This window comes from Carboxylicivirga linearis (assembly GCF_018271995.1).
Taxonomy (GTDB): Bacteria; Bacteroidota; Bacteroidia; order Bacteroidales; family Marinilabiliaceae; genus Carboxylicivirga; species Carboxylicivirga linearis.
Window position 1 is genome coordinate 154,332 of sequence record NZ_JAGUCO010000007.1, and the last position, 17,582, is coordinate 171,913.

Annotated in this window: 15 protein-coding genes; 12 read left to right on the forward strand and 3 right to left on the reverse strand. The window is 35.7% G+C overall.

The window, feature by feature from the left end:
• Positions 1-146: 146 nt before the first annotated feature.
• The 6 genes from proS (at position 147) to tilS (ending at position 7,147) form a co-directional block, all read left to right on the forward strand.
• Complete coding sequence (proS, locus tag KEM10_RS11890) at positions 147-1,622, forward strand: proline--tRNA ligase (protein ID WP_212216223.1); 1,476 nt, start codon at positions 147-149, stop codon at positions 1,620-1,622.
• Positions 1,623-1,710: 88 nt separating this feature from the next.
• A complete protein-coding gene (locus KEM10_RS11895; RefSeq protein ID WP_212216224.1) occupies positions 1,711-2,403 on the forward strand; it encodes a hypothetical protein in 693 nt (230 codons plus the stop codon).
• 12 nt (positions 2,404-2,415) lie between these two features.
• Positions 2,416-3,642 (forward strand): peptidase T, encoded by a 1,227-nt coding sequence (pepT, locus tag KEM10_RS11900; RefSeq protein ID WP_212216225.1) that lies wholly within the window; start codon positions 2,416-2,418, stop codon positions 3,640-3,642.
• Positions 3,643-3,784: 142 nt separating this feature from the next.
• Complete coding sequence (locus KEM10_RS11905; protein ID WP_212216226.1) at positions 3,785-4,417, forward strand: peroxiredoxin; 633 nt, start codon at positions 3,785-3,787, stop codon at positions 4,415-4,417.
• Between the two features lie 100 nt (positions 4,418-4,517).
• Entirely contained in the window at positions 4,518-5,819 is a 1,302-nt protein-coding gene (locus KEM10_RS11910; protein ID WP_212216227.1) for an anthranilate synthase component I family protein, read from the forward strand.
• A complete protein-coding gene (gene tilS / locus KEM10_RS11915) occupies positions 5,819-7,147 on the forward strand; it encodes a tRNA lysidine(34) synthetase TilS (RefSeq protein WP_212216228.1) in 1,329 nt (442 codons plus the stop codon). The genes KEM10_RS11910 and tilS overlap by 1 nt, the downstream gene beginning before the upstream one ends.
• On the opposite strand, the gene KEM10_RS11920 is transcribed toward tilS, so the two are convergent.
• From KEM10_RS11920 to KEM10_RS11930, 3 genes are all read right to left on the reverse strand, one after another.
• A complete protein-coding gene (locus KEM10_RS11920; RefSeq protein WP_212216229.1) occupies positions 7,144-8,373 on the reverse strand; it encodes a BaiN/RdsA family NAD(P)/FAD-dependent oxidoreductase in 1,230 nt (409 codons plus the stop codon). The two genes, tilS and KEM10_RS11920, sit on opposite strands and share 4 nt — an antisense overlap.
• Positions 8,374-8,442: 69 nt before the next feature.
• Entirely contained in the window at positions 8,443-9,486 is a 1,044-nt protein-coding gene (gene mnmA, locus KEM10_RS11925; RefSeq protein ID WP_212216230.1) for a tRNA 2-thiouridine(34) synthase MnmA, read from the reverse strand.
• An 89-nt stretch (positions 9,487-9,575) separates the two neighbouring features.
• A complete protein-coding gene (locus tag KEM10_RS11930; RefSeq protein ID WP_212216231.1) occupies positions 9,576-10,457 on the reverse strand; it encodes a diacylglycerol/lipid kinase family protein in 882 nt (293 codons plus the stop codon).
• A 57-nt stretch (positions 10,458-10,514) separates the two neighbouring features.
• Between KEM10_RS11930 and KEM10_RS11935 the strand changes: the two genes are divergently transcribed.
• The 6 genes from KEM10_RS11935 to KEM10_RS11960 all read left to right on the forward strand — a co-directional run bounded on the left by KEM10_RS11935 (position 10,515) and on the right by KEM10_RS11960 (position 17,550).
• Entirely contained in the window at positions 10,515-11,546 is a 1,032-nt protein-coding gene (locus KEM10_RS11935; protein ID WP_212216232.1) for an App1 family protein, read from the forward strand.
• Positions 11,547-11,691: 145 nt separating this feature from the next.
• Positions 11,692-13,797: an ATP-binding protein gene (locus KEM10_RS11940; RefSeq protein WP_212216233.1), complete on the forward strand. Its 2,106-nt coding sequence runs from the start codon at positions 11,692-11,694 to the stop codon at positions 13,795-13,797.
• A gap of 33 nt (positions 13,798-13,830) precedes the next feature.
• The gene (locus KEM10_RS11945) at positions 13,831-15,216 is read left to right on the forward strand and encodes a sigma-54-dependent transcriptional regulator (RefSeq protein ID WP_212216234.1); all 1,386 of its coding nucleotides are present in this window, start codon (positions 13,831-13,833) and stop codon (positions 15,214-15,216) included.
• A 298-nt stretch (positions 15,217-15,514) separates the two neighbouring features.
• A complete protein-coding gene (locus KEM10_RS11950; RefSeq protein WP_212216235.1) occupies positions 15,515-16,732 on the forward strand; it encodes a sensor histidine kinase in 1,218 nt (405 codons plus the stop codon).
• 1 nt (position 16,733) lies between these two features.
• Complete coding sequence (locus tag KEM10_RS11955) at positions 16,734-17,129, forward strand: response regulator (RefSeq protein ID WP_212216236.1); 396 nt, start codon at positions 16,734-16,736, stop codon at positions 17,127-17,129.
• 229 nt (positions 17,130-17,358) lie between these two features.
• Positions 17,359-17,550 carry a CsbD family protein gene (locus KEM10_RS11960; protein WP_212216237.1) on the forward strand — a complete coding sequence of 64 codons (192 nt, stop codon included), beginning with the start codon at positions 17,359-17,361 and terminating at the stop codon, positions 17,548-17,550.
• Positions 17,551-17,582: the final 32 nt, after the last annotated feature.

Sequence of the window (17,582 nt, forward strand, 5' to 3'; positions counted from 1 at the left end):
TTAATTGTTCCCCTGCTTTTTTGTTTAAGCGTATTTGAATGCTGAAGCAAGATTAAAAAAAAGGCACTTAACTGCCTAATGTTTTGGTTGAAATTTTGTTATTTTGTGCATCTTACAAGAATTTGGAATAATATAAGTGAATAGATATGGCAAAAGTGTTAACGCCTAGAAGTGAAAGTTATGCACAATGGTACAACGACCTTGTGTTAAAAGCGGATCTAGCTGAGAATTCGGCTGTTCGTGGATGTATGGTAATCAAGCCTTATGGATACGCCATTTGGGAAAAAATGCAGGCTCAATTAGATCGCATGTTTAAAGAAACAGGGCATGAGAATGCTTACTTCCCCATTTTTATTCCAAAATCATTCTTTAGTAAAGAGGCCGATCATGTTGAAGGGTTTGCAAAAGAATGTGCTGTTGTTACTCACTACCGTTTAATGAATGATCCGAATGGTGATGGTGTAGTGGTTGATCCGGAAGCTAAGCTGGAAGAAGAGCTAATTGTTCGACCAACCTCAGAGACTATTATCTGGAATACATATAAAAACTGGATTCAGTCGTATCGCGATTTGCCAATCAAGTGTAATCAATGGGCTAATGTGGTTCGTTGGGAGATGCGTACTCGTTTATTCCTGAGGACAGCTGAATTTTTATGGCAAGAAGGGCATACAGCTCATTCAACCAAGCAAGAAGCAATTGAGGAAACTGAAACAATGATTGGAGTGTACGCCGATTTTGCTGAAAAATATATGGCTGTGCCGGTTATCAAAGGATTAAAAACTGCAAGTGAGCGTTTTGCTGGTGCATTAGAGACTTATACTATTGAAGCTTTAATGCAGGATGGAAAAGCCTTACAGTCAGGTACGTCACACTTCTTAGGTCAGAATTTTGCTAAAGCTTTTGATGTGAAGTTTGCCAATAAAGAAGGGAAAGAAGATTATGTTTGGGCAACTTCATGGGGAGTATCAACTCGTTTGATGGGTGCTTTAATTATGGCACACTCCGATGATAATGGAATGGTATTGCCTCCAAAATTGGCTCCATTCCAGGTAGTAATTGTTCCAATTTATCGTAAAGATGAAGAACTGGAGAAAATTAAAGTGGTAGCTGAAGATATCAGGAAGAAATTGATAGGACGTGGTATTGATGTTAAATTTGATTTTAGCGATAATAAAAAACCAGGTTGGAAATTTGCTGAGTACGAATTAAAAGGTGTACCAGTTCGTTTAGCTATTGGGCCACGTGATATTGAAAATGGAACTGTTGAGGTTGCTCGTCGTGATACCTTATCAAAAGAAACTGTTCCATTGGAAGGTATTGATGCTCATATTGCTGATTTGTTGGATCAGATTCAAGAGAATATTTATAAGAAGGCAATAGATTTTAGAGCTGAAACCACTACTCCGGTTGAAACATACGATGAGTTTAAGAAAGTTCTGGAAGAAAAAGGCGGTTTTATTTTGGCTCACTGGGATGGTACTCCAGAAACAGAAGAGAAGATTAAAAACGAAACAAAGGCTACTATTCGTTGTATTCCATTAGATCAACCTGATGAAGATGGAGTTTGCATGGTAACAGGTAAGCCTTCTAAGAAAAGAGTATTATTTGCAAAAGCATATTAATAAGCAAACTAAGTTATATAGAGAGAGAAATCATTTTGATTTCTCTTTTTTTTGCCTTTATTTATAGAGTTGATTAAAACCGTTAATCATGAGTCAAAAAAATGAAGTTTCACAGTCTATTGTGCAATTGCTGAATACCAAAGCTGTAGTGAAGCAAGATGTTTTTGCATCAACTCATAAGTATTTCGAAATTCTAAAAGACGTTTTAAAAAAGGCGGTGGATATTTATAATCCGCAGATAAATCCTAAAGATCAACGTCTTGAACTGAACTACACCGATAAAGGAGAGTTTGTTGTGCAGTTAAAGGTGGCGGGTGATGTTTTAGTTTTTCAGATGCATACCAATGCTTTTGTTTTTGATCGCGATCATGAAGTGTGGAAAAGCGAGTATGTTAAATCAGACGTTACTAATTCTTTTTGTGGGGTTATTAATATCTATAACTTCCTGCACGATTCATTCCGGTATAACCGGCTTAATGATTTAGGATATCTGATTGCCCGAGTTTTTATTAATAAAGACGGGCATTATTTTGTTGAAGGTAAAAGACAAAAAGGAACAGGAATCAATCATTTTGGAACTTCTGTGTTAGATGAAGATAACTGGCTTAAGATTGTGGAAACAGCCGTTCTTTATGCCTTGGAATTTGACCTGTTGGTTCCTCCATATGATGACATGAAAATTATTTCGATGATGCAGATGAATGATGAGATTTTGAACTCACAAATGAGGACGGGAAAACGCTTAGGTTTTATTTACAAATCAGACGATGTTAAACAGTAACAACTTAATATAATGGATAATTTATTACAACGATTTTTGGGTTATGTAAAAATAGACACCCAATCTGATACAGATACAGGATTAACACCATCAACACCGGGGCAGATGAAATTTGCCGAAAAGTTGGTGGAAGAATTAAAATCAATTGGACTGAGTGAAGTGGAAGTGGATGATAATGGTTATGTTATGGCCACCGTTCCAGCTACAGTTGAAGGAGATATTCCTGTTATTGGATTCATAGCACATATGGATACTAGTCCTGATTTTAGTGGGCGCCATGTTAAACCTCGTGTTATTGAAAATTATCAGGGAGGAGATATTCTTTTAAACAAAGAGCAGGATATTACGCTTACAGTTTCTGATTTTCCTGAGGTTGAAAAATACAAAGGACAGGATTTAATTGTAACCGACGGAACAACATTATTAGGTGCTGATGATAAAGCCGGAGTAACTGAAATAGTTACGGCGATGGAATATTTACTGGCTCATCCTGAAATCAAACACGGTAAAATTCGTATTTGTTTTACTCCGGATGAAGAAATAGGTGCCGGTGCTGATCATTTTGATGTGGAAAAGTTTGGTGCTGAATTTGCCTACACAATGGATGGTTCTGAAATTGGAGAGTTAGAGTTTGAAAATTTCAATGCTGCCTATGCTAAATTAACCATCCATGGTCGTATGGTGCATCCGGGATATGCCAAACGAAAAATGCGTAACTCTATTCGCATAGCTAATCAAATTATGACCATGTTACCTCGTCATGAAACGCCTGAGCATACTGAAGGTTATGAAGGTTTTTATCATTTAATGTCATTCAATGGTGATGTGGAAAAAACCGAAATGATGTATATCATTCGCGATTTTAAGCGTGATCGTTTTGAAGATCGAAAGAAAGAATTAGACCATCTTATTAATAAAATTAATTCGGAATATGGCGAGGGTACTGCTGAAATTGAGATGAAAGATCAATACTATAATATGCGTGAGAAGGTGGAACCTGTAATGCATGTAGTAGATTTTGCAGAGCAAGCCATGAAGGAGTTAGGAATTGAACCTAATGTAAAACCCATAAGGGGAGGAACTGACGGAGCTCGTTTATCATATATGGGCTTGCCAACACCCAATATTTTTGCGGGTGGGCATAACTTTCATGGAAGGTTTGAGTTTGTGCCAGTTCAGAGCATGATTAAAGCAACAGAAGTTATTGTGAAAATATCAGAATTAGTAGCAAAAAAATAACACTCATCGTTGAACAACAGCAATACTGTTTTGTTTGAAGAGAGTTCCCGGATATCAAACAATTTATATGATAGTTTAGATATTGGATTAAAATTAACTCTGATTTAGATAAAATATTAATTAACATTTAAAAAATATAATTATGGCTGTATTAGTTGGAAAGAAAGCTCCATCATTTAGCGCCAGTGCTGTTGTAAATGGTGGCGAAATTGTTGAAAACTACTCTTTGGATCAATTCTTAGGTAAGAAATATGTAGTACTTTATTTCTATCCTGCCGATTTTACTTTTGTTTGTCCTACCGAAATTATTGCATTTCAGGATAAGATTGCTGAATTTGAAAGCCGTGGCGTTGAAGTTATTGGTGTTTCGGTTGATTCAGAATTTTCTCACTGGAAGTGGTTGCAAACAGAACCTAAAGAAGGTGGTATTAAAGGAGTGAAGTATCCTTTGATTGCTGATAGTAGCATGACTATCTCTGAAAACTATGATGTTTTAGCCGGAGAATATGACTATAACGAAGATGGTCAAATCGTTTTTGCAGGAACACCACAAGCTTATCGTGGATTATTCTTAATCGATAAAGAAGGTATCGTTCGTCATCAGGTAGTAAATGATATGCCATTAGGTCGTAGTGTTGACGAGGCTATTCGTATGGTTGATGCACTTCAGTTCTTTGAAGAAAACGGAGAAGTTTGCCCTGCTAACTGGCACAAAGGAGATAAAGGATTATCTGCTACACAAGAAGGTATTGCTGAGTACTTAGGAAATAACTAATTTATTCAAAAATATGTTTGGAAAGCACCTCAAATGGGGTGCTTTTTTATTTTCATATAGCTTGATGATTGGCTGGCTAAATATTTATTATTTTTGCAGAATGCGAAAGTACTTCGAAATACATCCAAAGGATGATGTTGAATTTAAAAGGCTCATTTGTCAGGCTACCCGTAATGAGGGTGCGGGTGTGATTTTAGATAGTAATGGATTTGTGTCTCCGGAGGTGGTCAACGCATCTCGTCATTACGATTTTATAGCAGGTCTGCAAAGTGTTGGCGATTGCAAGGATGACCTTGCTCAGGTTCAGCTATTTCATGATAAGTATAAAGATTGGATACTTGGTTTTTTATCATATGATATTAAAAATCGCTTTGAAGATCTGACTTCGACTCATCCCGATAAGATAGAATTGCCTGATGTATATTTCTTTCGACCTAGATATTTGTTTTTGTATGATAATAAAACATGGACAGTTGGTTATCTGGATGAATATGATGATGAAGCATCGGTTAATGAGTTTATTGGTGATTTAAGATATTGTGATGAATCAGAAGTTGATTATGGCGAGGTAAAGCTAAATCATCAGGTTTCGCATAAAGAGTATTTGGAGGCTATTGAAAAAATTCAATGGCACATTCAAAGAGGAGATGTTTATGAGCTGAATTATTGTATGGAATTCTTTGCCAATGAGATTCAGATTACTCCTCAGTGTGTTTATCAACGATTAAAAGAAGTGTCTCCAACACCTTTTTCTTCATTTGTAAAATATCACGATAAGTTTTTAATGGGAGCTTCTCCTGAAAGGTATTTGAAAAAGGAAGGTTCCAGAATAATTTCACAACCAATTAAAGGAACTTCACCCAGAGATAATAATCCGTTTATTGACAAAGCGAATAAAGATTATTTGTCGCATTCAGTTAAAGAACGGGCCGAGAATATTATGATCTGTGATTTAGTGCGTAATGACCTTTCAAAAGTTGCTGAGCGAGGATCCGTTAAGGTCGATGAGCTTTGTGGTATTTATTCATTTAAGCAAGTACACCAGATGATTTCAACCATTTCGGCTGAGTTACGAAAAGATGCAAGTTGGTTAGATGCTATCAAAGCTTCGTTTCCAATGGGATCAATGACCGGAGCTCCTAAAATTAATGCTATGAAACTGATTGAAGAATATGAACAAACCAAGCGTGGCTTGTATAGTGGATCAGTTGGGTATGTAACTCCTGAAGGTGATTTTGATTTGAATGTGGTAATTCGCAGTGTTCTTTACAATGCTAAAAGACAATACATGTCATTTATGGTTGGTGGCGCTATTACAGGGCAGTCGGATGCTCAAAAAGAGTACGACGAGTGTCTTTTAAAAGCCTCAGCCATTATGAAAGTATTTAATATCGAAAAATAATGTTGGACCTTACTCCTCGAAATGTACTGAAAATACTTGAAGATAAATGCGGATTATCTGTTCATCAAGCCGTTTTGGTTGCAGTAAGCGGTGGTGCTGATTCGATGGCTTTGCTTCATTTATTAAAAAATCGCAGAATCAATATTAGTGCGGCTCACTGTAATTTTAATTTGAGAGGGGAAGAGTCTGATGGTGATCAACAATTGGTTGAAGAATATTGCGAACAACACGAAATAAAGCTTTACATCAAGAGCTTTGATACGAATTATTACGCCAAAGAAAATAAGGTATCCATTGAAATGGCAGCTCGCGAGTTGCGTTATGATTGGTTTAATTCTTTGATGGATGACCATCAATTTGAGGCTTTGATAACCGGACATCATGGTAATGATTCTATCGAAACATTCTTTTTAAATCTGGTAAGAGGCACTGGTGTAAAAGGCTTGTCCGGTATTCAGTATCGCAACGGAAATGTGTTACGTCCATTGTTGGATTTTTCACGTCATCAGATTGAAGAGTATTGTAATCAATATCAGATTCCTTTCAGATACGATAGTTCAAATTCCGATGTTAAATACTTGCGTAATAAGATCAGGCATGAAGTAATTCCGGTTTTGGAGCAAATGAATCCGTCTTTTTTCAGAACTATGCTTAATAATATGGAGCACCTGCAAGAAGCAGAAATGTTGCTTCAAGAGGTAGTTGAGCGCTTTAATGCAGAGGTTTTGGTGGATGAACATGATAAAGTTCTGATTCCAATTTCAAAACTGAATCTGTATGCTGAAAAGAAAACTATTTTATTTGAAGTGTTGCGCCCATATGGATTTAATGCTTCGGTTGTTGACGATGTAGTTTGTCATTTGGATGGAATTAGTGGGAAGCAGTTTTTCAGTGAGACACATCGTTTGATAAAAGATCGCCATAATTTGTTGGTGATGCCTATAGAGGATATTACGGTTGATCATTTCTGGTTAGAAGAAGGAGAAACTGACTTACCTATTAAAGTAGAGGCTAAAATTTATACAAAGCCTGGTGATTTTTCGTTTTCGACAAATCCCCGGTTAATTCATCTGGATGCTGACTTAGTGGATTTACCTTTGTTGTTTCGAAAGTGGCAGGAGGGAGATCGTTTTATGCCTTTGGGTATGAGTCAGTATAAAAAGGTGAGCGATTTCTTTATTGATAACAAATTCTCATTAGCTGATAAAGAGGAAACCTGGATTGCTATTTCAGGTGAAGATATTGTTTGGATTGCCGGCCATCGGATTGATGACCGGTTTAAAATAACTAAAAGAACCAAACATATTCTGGAGGTGAAGTTGGGTTAACAGTTTCCGGCTACCCAACCCGTGGAGTAGGCTATCTGCAGATTATATCCACCTGTTTCGGCATCCAAATCAATTACCTCTCCGGCAAAATGCAGTCCTTTTATCAATTTTGACTCCATATTTTTAGCTGTAATCTCATTGGTGGGAATTCCTCCGGCTGTTATAATGGCTTCTTTAAAACTGCGATAATTGCTTACCTTGAATGGTAAGTTTTTCATTAAATACCTAATTTGTTTTCTTTCTTTAGCCGAAACCTGATGACAATCTTTATCGCCATCAATTTTAAGGTAATTTAAAACAGCTGGAATCAGTTTTGATGGAAGCCAGAGTTTAAAAGTATTCACCAGCTTCTTTTTACCATGTTCGTTTAAATCGCGTTGAAGACGTAAATCGAGTTTTTGCTCGTCAAGTGCAGGTTTTAAGTCAATAGTAATTTCAACCTTGTTGTTTTGCTGAAGTTCTGTTACGGCAATGCGGCTCAGAGTTAAAATAATGGGGCCAGATAAGCCAAAATGAGTAAAGAGCATTTCGCCAAAAGCTTCGCCCATCTTTTTTCCGTTGGACCAAATAACAGCTTTTGAATTTCTAAGGTTTAAGCCCTGTAACTGTTGAGCTAAATCGCCTTCTGTTTCTAATGGAACCAATGCCGGAATTGCTTTGGTGATTGTGTGACCAAGTGTTTTTGCTAAGGCATACCCATCACCAGTTGATCCGGTTGCAGGGTACGACATACCTCCGGTGGCCAATATTACTTTATCAGCCAAAATCTTTTTTCCATTACTGATAACTCCTTTTACAGCATCTTCCTCAGATATAATTTCATCTACTTTCTGACCGCATCTGATCTCAACTTTGGTATCTCTGCACCAGTTTAATAATGCGTCTAATATGTCTTTTGCTTTTTGACTGGTTGGAAAGTATCGACCACCTCTTTCAAGTGTTACATCAACCTTATAACGTTCGAGTAAGGCAAGAATTTCCTTGGAATAGTATTGGTTGAACACCTTTTTTAAAAAGCGACCATTGGGAAAAACATGTGTGATGAATTCGCTGATAGGTGCACTGTTGGTGATGTTGCATCTGCCTTTTCCGGTAATCAATAATTTACGGCCTGCATTGCGCATCTTTTCAAGCAGTAATACATTTTTTCCACACTCGGCAGCCCTTGCTGCTGCAACCATACCAGCTGGTCCACCGCCAATAACAATTACGTCATATTTTTCCATTTTGCAAAGGTATGTAAAACTACGATATATTAAGGTAAAGATATTCTGTGAGCGAGAAGAGCTGTTGTGTTAACTTATTCCACCACCAATTAATTTATCATCCTGATAAAAAACAATGGATTGACCAGGGGTGATGGCCCAAACATCTTCGTTGAAATAAACTGCTAATGAATTATTATTGATTTCGATTTTTCCCTGATAACCGGGAACGCTATCAAGTCCTCTGACGCGGATAAATACTTCGCGATCCTGCCAGAGTGATTTATCAGTTGTCAGGGAGTATTCATGGAGATGGATCTGGTTGGTGAATAAATCACTTTTCTTACCTGTTATTAAAGCTCTTCGTTCCGGATTGATACTTACAACACACTGACCATTGGCTACACCTTCGATGCCTCTTTTTTGACCAATGGTATAAAACGGAAAACCCTCGTGATGCCCAAGCACGTTATTATTACTGTCGATTACAGGACCTGGTTGCAAAGAAGGGTGATCGGAAGTGAGTAATTTTTTCAGGTAATTGCGGTAATCGGTTCCTGCCAGAAAGCAAACACCCATGCTTTCTTTTTTATCAGCAATGTTTTGATAGCCCAATTCAGAAGCCAGGGCTCTTACTTCAGTTTTCTTTAATTGTCCTAATGGAAATATTGCTTTTGAAAGAACATCCTGACTGAGATTCCAGAGAAAGTAGGATTGATCTTTTGCAGGATCCATTCCTTTTTGAATATAGAAATACTTGTTTTCCTTCAAAACACGAACATAATGTCCGGTGGCAATATGATCACAATCTAATTGCAGAGCAAGATCAAGCAAATATTTCCATTTGATGGTTCTATTGCAGTATACACAAGGGTTGGGCGTACGTCCATTAATATATTCATCTGCAAAATATGTGATGACTTCCTTCTTGAATTCATTGCGGCAGTCGATGAGGTGATGTTCTATTTGAAGTGATTTAGCCAGGTTTTGAGCATCCACAATATTTTTATCATTTGCTTCGGTATGTGTTTGAAGCGTGGCTCCAATTACTTCATAACCTTGGCGCTGTAATAAAATTGCCGACATTGAACTATCCATGCCACCACTCATTCCTAAAATCACTCTTTTCTTCATCCTGCACATTTGAGGGCGAAGATAATAAATAGCTTGGTGTCAATAGGTCTTTGCGGTTGGGTAAATTAGAATTACAGATATCAATTCATTTAATAAATGATATTGAGTGATTGGGGGCGTGTTTGTATAGTAACGTTTTGTTTTTTACCCAACACTTCTCCATCAGTCTGAATAATTTGTTCAGTGTTTAATCTAATATGTGCTTTTGTAGTCTGAATTGTTTTGATGTATTTGAGGTGATTAATTTTACCGGTAAACATTTTAGTGAATAAGCTAAAAATGCTCCACCACGGATAGGGTTTTAATACAATAATTTCAAAAATACCATCATTGATTTTTCCTTTGGGGTTAATAACGGCTCCGGTTCCAAAGCTCTTAGCATTGGCCAATAATATCATTTCGGCTTTTATTTGATAGCTTTTTTTATCTGTATCAATTGTGGCTTTAAATATTTTTTTGCCCTCTTTTAGTTCATTCATTAATTGTTTAGCATAGCCGAACAATCCGCGTGTATTATCTTCTTCAAAGCGTTTAATTAAACGAGCATTAATTCCTATATCACTTAAATGAATACTATAAAACTGATCGTTAATTAATAAAGTGTCAACAGAATGCGCCTTGCCGGCAATAATTTTCTTAATCTCATCGGTGTAATTGGTAGTGATATTTAAGTTGTAAGCTAGCCCATTGGCAGATCCGGTTGGTAAAATTCCCAGTCTAATATTAGTGTTTATTAGTAAAGAGGCTACCAAATTAATGGTTCCATCTCCACCTGCTGCTATTACGGTATGAGGGTTATATTCTTCTATTTTAGCTTTTATTTTGTTTTTATCATTCTCGCCGGTGGTATTAAATATTTGATATGAACACTTCTCTGCTTCACATACTTTTTCAATCAACTCATGTAGGTTTGAATTATCTGTGCTTCCGGAGTAAGGATTGATAACGAATAATAGTATATCTTTTTCCATGTGTAAATATTATGGCTTAGTACTTGATTATAATTATATCAAAATTGATGCTAAACTATGAGCATACTATCTCAATTATATAAATCATTCCTAAAAAGTTTAAACAGGACTTTTAAACGGAGTAATGAAAATTACAACGATTTAGATATCATATTATATACAGGATATGGAAATGCATATACTGTTTTTGTAAGTGGAATGGTAACACTTGAGAGTAAGGTGAAAACCAAGGATAACAAATGGAATAATATGCTGGCAATGATAAATCGTTTTACTCAAACAACGGTACCTCATAAAGAAGTTGAGATAATTATACAGGGTGTGAAAAGTATGGCAGTTACTGATGAATCAGGCTTTTTTTTATTGGAATTCAAGGTTCCTTTTCCCGATCAAATAAAACATATGAGGTGGATACCTATGTTAGCTTCATTGCCTGCTGAGGAAGTGGTTGTGGAAGGTGAAATACAAATTGTTACAGATAAAGATGATGTTGTTTTTGTTTCTGATATTGATGATACGATACTCATTTCTCATTCAACTCAGCTTCTTCGTAAGCTCAATTTAATTCTATTTAAAAATGCAGAAAGTCGATTACCTTTTCCAGATATTCCGCAATTTTATAATCAACTAAAAGGCGGTAAAAACAAACAACAGGATAATCCTTTTTTTTATGTTTCAAGTAGCGAATGGAACCTTTACGATTTGTTATCTGATTTTTTTAATTTCAACCACATTCCCAAAGGAACATTTTTGCTAAAAAAGTATTCCGAAGGATTGATAAAACTGTGGTTATCAGGTAAAAATAATCATGATCGGAAGTATGATAAGATTAAATTTTTATTGCAGCTTTACCCTAAGCAAAACTTTGTTTTGTTGGGAGATAATGGCCAGGAAGATCCCTATATCTATGGTAGATTATCGAAAGAATTTCCTGGTCGTATTGACACGTGCTACATCAGGCAAATAAAATCGATTAGAAGTTTAAAAACTAATCAGGTTAATAACTTGTTTGATGTAAACACAACACTGGTTCAGATTAAACATACTTCTGAAGCAATTGCACATGCTAAAAAGAGGGGATATGTTTAGGAAGAAAAATATTTTTAACGTAAGAGTAACCTGAGGAATGATGTTTGATGTGGGGAATTTCTTCCACAATCAATCGTTTTTTGTATAAAATATTCCACAGTTTGCTCAATTATAAAGTAATAAACCAACCTTATATAAAAAATTTATGAAGGACACCCATTTAGCACATTTTAATAGTGTAAATGCACGAATTGAAAAGTTGCTGTCAGATAATAAAACAAATACCTCTTTGCAGAACGAACTTCTGTTAATTCAACAATCATTAAAAGCTTGTGAAGCTGATAATAAACAGTTTATTAAGGAGCGAAATGAGCTGGAGGATAAGCAAATGAAGTTTACAAAGCTTTATAATGCAATGCTTAATAATTTGCCTGAAATGGATGTTTACCTTTTTGACAGGGATGGAAAGTTTGTTTTGACTGGCGGAAAAGAAAAATCGAAATATGGTTATACTAATTCCGATTTCCTTGGTAAGACATTGGAGAGTGTCTCTAATGAGTTGTTGCAAAATTATTTCCCTCCACTGATAGAGAGAACTATTAAAGGTGAACAACTGGAAACAGAATTTAAGAATAAAGGGAAGTTTTATAAAATCATTACAGAGCCTATATATAACGATAATGATGAAGTGGAATACGGAATTTTGATAGGTCACAATATTACCAAACTAAAGAAAACGCAACAAAAACTAAAGAAATCAAAAATTGAAGCCGAGAATATAGCACGATCCAAGTCCAATTTTTTGGCCAATATGAGTCATGAAATTCGTACCCCACTCAATGCAATTATCGGGTTCTCAGAACAATTGGCTAAAACCCAATTAAGTAGTGAACAAAAGCGATTTAATGATTTGGTAAATGAGTCATCCGATATACTATTATCGCTGGTAAATGAAATTCTTATTCTTCTGAAAATAGGAATGGGAAAGGTTTTTATCGATCGAACTCCTTTTGATGTTCGAAAGGTTTTTGAAGATGTTTATCAGTTTTTTAGATTAAAAGCCGAGCGAAAAGGAATAGAACTAATGTATGTGGTGGACGATGAAGTCTCACCTGTACTGGTAGGCGATCCTTTTCGGTTGAAACAAGTGATTATTAACCTCGTTAGTAATGCCATAAAGTTTACCGATTCTGGTTCAGTACGATTCTCATGTTCTGTTAAAAAAGACGGAGCTGATAAAGTACGCCTTCGGATTGATGTGAAAGATACGGGAATCGGAATCCCCGAAAAGGATCAAGCCATCATCTTTGATGAGTTCTCTCAATCAGAAAATATGATTAAGGAACAACATGGAGGCTCGGGATTGGGATTAACCATCAGTAAAAAATTGGTTGAATTGCAAAAAGGAAGAATAAAGCTTAAGAGTGAACCTGGTAAGGGTAGTCACTTTAGTATTGTTATACCCTATCAAAAAGGCACTGTGGGGGATGTATTAAAAGAAGAGCAAACCTATGTGGTAAATACTGACCTTTTAAAAGGGAAAAGAATATTACTTGCTGATGATGATCAATATAACAGAGAATTAGCCAATACTATTTTAAGTAGTTGGGAAGTTGAGTATGATCTGGCCATGGATGGCGAAGAAGCATTAATTTATACACAGCAGAAAAAATATGATGTTGTTTTAATGGACATTCATATGCCTAAAATGGGTGGTGTGCCTGCAACTCAACAGATTCGATCAGGTCAATCAGATAACATTAATACAAAAATAATAGCTTTAACAGCTAATGTTGTAAAAGGTGATATTAAAGAGTATTTGCAATCTGGTATGGACGATTACATTATCAAACCTTATACAGAGGAAGAGTTATTTAATAAAATAGGTAATGTTTTAGGTATATCAATTGCAAAAGATAGAACTGTAGGGGCAAACCTTGTTAAAACGGATGAAAAAGAGGTTGATACAAGCCTTCATATCGACCTCTCAGATTTGCATAAAGCTATGCGTGGCAATAAAATGATGATTAATAAAATGTTGCAATCTTTTATTGATAACACAAGTGGAGGTGTTGATGAACTTAAAGCAGCTTTAGCCAATAACGACTGGGATGCCATACGAGAAACGGCTCATCGATTGGTATCTTCATTCAGATACTTTAAAATAGAAGCAGCCTCTGGATTACTAAAGGCAATAGAAGAAAATGTTGTTAATGCCAATTATACTGAAATTCCAAAGCAGCTAAACTCATTGTTTAAGCAAGTAGAAGGAATATTACTGGCTGTTGAAAATGAAAAAATAACAGAATAAAACCTGATAATAAGCAACCTAATAAACCAAAATATGAATCAAATATTAGTAATCGACGATGATACTTTCATGTGTAATCTGCTTGAAACCTATTTATCAAATAATGGATATAAAGTAGATGCTGTATATAGTGCCGAAGGTGCCAAAACATTATTAAGGCAAAAAAAATATGATATTGCTGTTTGTGATTTTCGGCTTCCGGATAGTGACGGTTTGGAAATGCTGAAGGCAATTAAATCGAAAAATACAGAAACAAAAGTAATTATAATAACGGCTTATGCAGATGTTCGCATGGCTGTAAAATTGATGAAAGCCGGTGCTTTTGATTATGTAACAAAGCCTCTTCAGCAAGAAGAACTTTTGCAATTGGTGAAGCAAGTGAGCAAAAAAGAGCCAAATGGAAGATCTAACTCTGAAGAAAAGGAGTTTATTATTGGTACTAGTCCAAAAATAAAAGAGGTCATTAGTTTATGTAATGTAGTGGCACCAACCAAAATGTCGGTGTTAATACAGGGGGAAACAGGTGCGGGTAAAGAGTACATAGCACGATTTATTCATCAAAATAGTGATCGGAAAGATAAGCCCTTTGTTGCGGTTGATTGTGGTGCGATACCTAAGGATTTAGCTAACAGTGAACTTTTTGGTCATTTAAAAGGAGCATTCACCGGTGCCATAAATAACAAAATAGGTGTATTTGAGCAGGCAAATGGAGGTACCTTATTTTTAGATGAGGTGGGTAATCTGGCTTATGATCTTCAGGTTAAACTACTGCGAGCCATTCAGGAAAGGGTGATTACTAAATTAGGTAGTACAAAGTCGGTTAATGTTGATGTTAGAATTATTGCAGCTACCAACGATGAGCTGGAAGTGGATATTCAAAACAATAATTTTCGCGAAGATTTATATCACAGACTCAATGAGTTCAAATTAACTCTTCCAGCCTTGCGAGAACGTAAGGAAGATATAATGGTATTTGCCAATCATTTTATTCAGGAAGCCAATAAAGATTTAAATAAGGCTGTAGAAGAGTTGGATCCGGAGGTGATTATTACGATGCAAAACTATCCATGGCATGGTAATCTTCGCGAGTTGAGAAATGTTGTCAAACGATCAGTGCTGCTTTCAACTTCTGCAAGTATTTCTCTCGAAAGCCTCCCCGATGAAATAAAAAACCATAAAAAATTGGAAGCAGGAGATATGGTTAATCAGTTGTTAGGGGAAGTTGCGGATGAAGATGAAAATGCACCCGACTTAAAAAATGCAGCTCATAAATTTGAAAAAGAAGTAATTATTACAACCCTAGAGGAGGTGAATTTTAATAAATCAGAAGCAGCTCGTAAACTCAATATCGATAGAAAAACTCTTTATAACAAAATGAAGATGCTGGAGATTGATTATAAAGCATTAAAACGAATGTAGAACATCGTAAATGAATAATTCTTAACACTAAGAACTGGCTTAATAGGTGTGGATTCTTCTCCACAATTATCAATTGCCTGACTTTTATCTGATTTTTTTCTTGAAAAAAATAATGATTAAAGCCCTAGGCTATCGTGCTGTTGTTCTATAATTTAAAGATAGTATAGATAGTGCATGGGAGTTAGAGATAAAGTTAGGGTTATAGTGTGGCATAGTGCTTGAATTCATTAAATAAGTCGAGAAGATTTATTTGTTGAATCTGCTAATATAATTGTAGCGGTAAAATGAATTGTAAAAGATGGATAAGGAGAGACGAAATAATGTTGAGCTAGAGTTATACAATAAATCCGAAGTTTTTGTGATGGAATATAAAGATAAAAATACAGTCATCAGAAAGACCCAGAGCTTGGGGAAAGAGCTGGAGTATCTAAGGTCTGTTTCCGACGAAAACAAGAGGGCTCAGAAAATTATTGATGTATTACCACAAATAGCCTGGACAGCATCTGCATCGGGACATATTGATTTTTTTAATAAAAGATGGTATAAGTACACAGGTACTCAATACGAGAATGATTTAAATAAACTGTGGTGGAAAATTATCTGTAAAGATGATCATTCAGCCATGGAGAATTTTTGGAATCAGATAAAAGAAAAAGGTATTGCTTCTGAAATAAGGGTACGCATAAAGCATGATGATTTATACCGTTGGCATTTAGTGTCTTTAATTCCGGTTAAAGATGAAGCCAATAAGGTGGTAAACTGGATTGGTACCGGCACAGATATTCATGAGCAGGTAATGCAGACCAAAAAACTGGATTCAAGAAATGCTGAATTATTGGCAATCAATCATTATCTCGAACATTTTGTTCATGCGGTTGCCCATGATTTGAGAGCGCCGGTTTCTAATTTAAGATTACTATCTCAGGCCTTGGACAAAGCTCCGGAAGTAGATAAAGCCAAACTAATGTCCACCATATCCAGTAATGTTAATCGCTTGGATGAAACCCTTACAGGATTAATAAAAGTTATTGATATTCAAAAAACAGACGAGCCTGTTTCCTACGATGTAAATCTGTTAAATGTGGTAAATGAGGTTGTAAAAGATCTGGAAGAAAACTTGAATACCAATAATACTGCTTTACGTATTAATATTCCCGATGGGTTAATATTTAGTTATGTAAAGCCCTTTTTGAAAGTGATAATATCCAATTTACTGGCAAACTCAATAGAGTATTCGAATAAAAACCATTCCTTAAAACTCATCATTGATGCAATCAGGTTTGATGAAGATACCATTCAACTTACCATTGAAGATAATGGGATGGGAATAGATCTGGAAAAAGATGGAAAAAGGTTATTCCGACCGTTTAACAAGCTAAATCAGCACTCGAAAGGGATGGGCCTGGGCTTACATATTGTAGAAACCATGGTTCAACGTAACGGAGGGCGTATTGAAATAGAAAGTGAACTCGATAAAGGCACAAAGATCACCTTGTATCTCAAAGAGTATGATTGATATGAATTATAACAAAGTACTACTAATTGATGATGATCCTTTTTTAATTGAACTCAACAAATTAATGATTGAGTGGGAAGGATTGAATGATTATTTTATTGCGGCCACCAGCGCCGAAGAAGGCTTATCTTTAATTTCGGATCTCAACCAAAAAAAGAAAGCAACTCCTGATTATATACTTCTTGATTTAAACATGCCCGATATGGATGGTTTCGAATTTATGGAACAGTATAAACAGTTGTTTTATGATGGGCATACCTCAACAAAAGTTATCATTGTAACCAGTTCTACCCGCGATAAAGACAAGCAAAAAGCATTGTCATTTCCTTTTGTGGCCGATTATAAGGAAAAACCACTGCCCGATAATTATGTTGCTCAATTGATTTCGCAATCTTAAGTGTGATGTTTTCTCTACACAATTATGTGGAAAGCCACACACATTTTTCTTTTCACTAATTCTTTAAAAAAAACTTATAAATATTTGTAAGGTGCAGTATTTCAGAATGTAGGGTGCTTTAATATATATGGTTTTTCTTGTTTGGCACACTATTCTCAGTAGTATTAGTAAACAACGTTACTGTTGAATATTAATGGAAATAACATTATAAATTTAAAAAGAAAGAATTATGAATAAGTTAGAAATCAAAGGAAACTGGAATGAGTTTAAAGGAAAATTAAAACAGAAATACGGAGAAGTATTGGATGATGAGCTTACGTATTCCGAAGGTGTAGAAGACCAGATTGTAGGAGTGATCCAGGAAAAAACAGGAAGGGCAAAAGAAGAAATTATTGATGAATTAAATGCCTTGAAAAACTAAATCGATCATAGGTTATACTTTCACATGAAAGC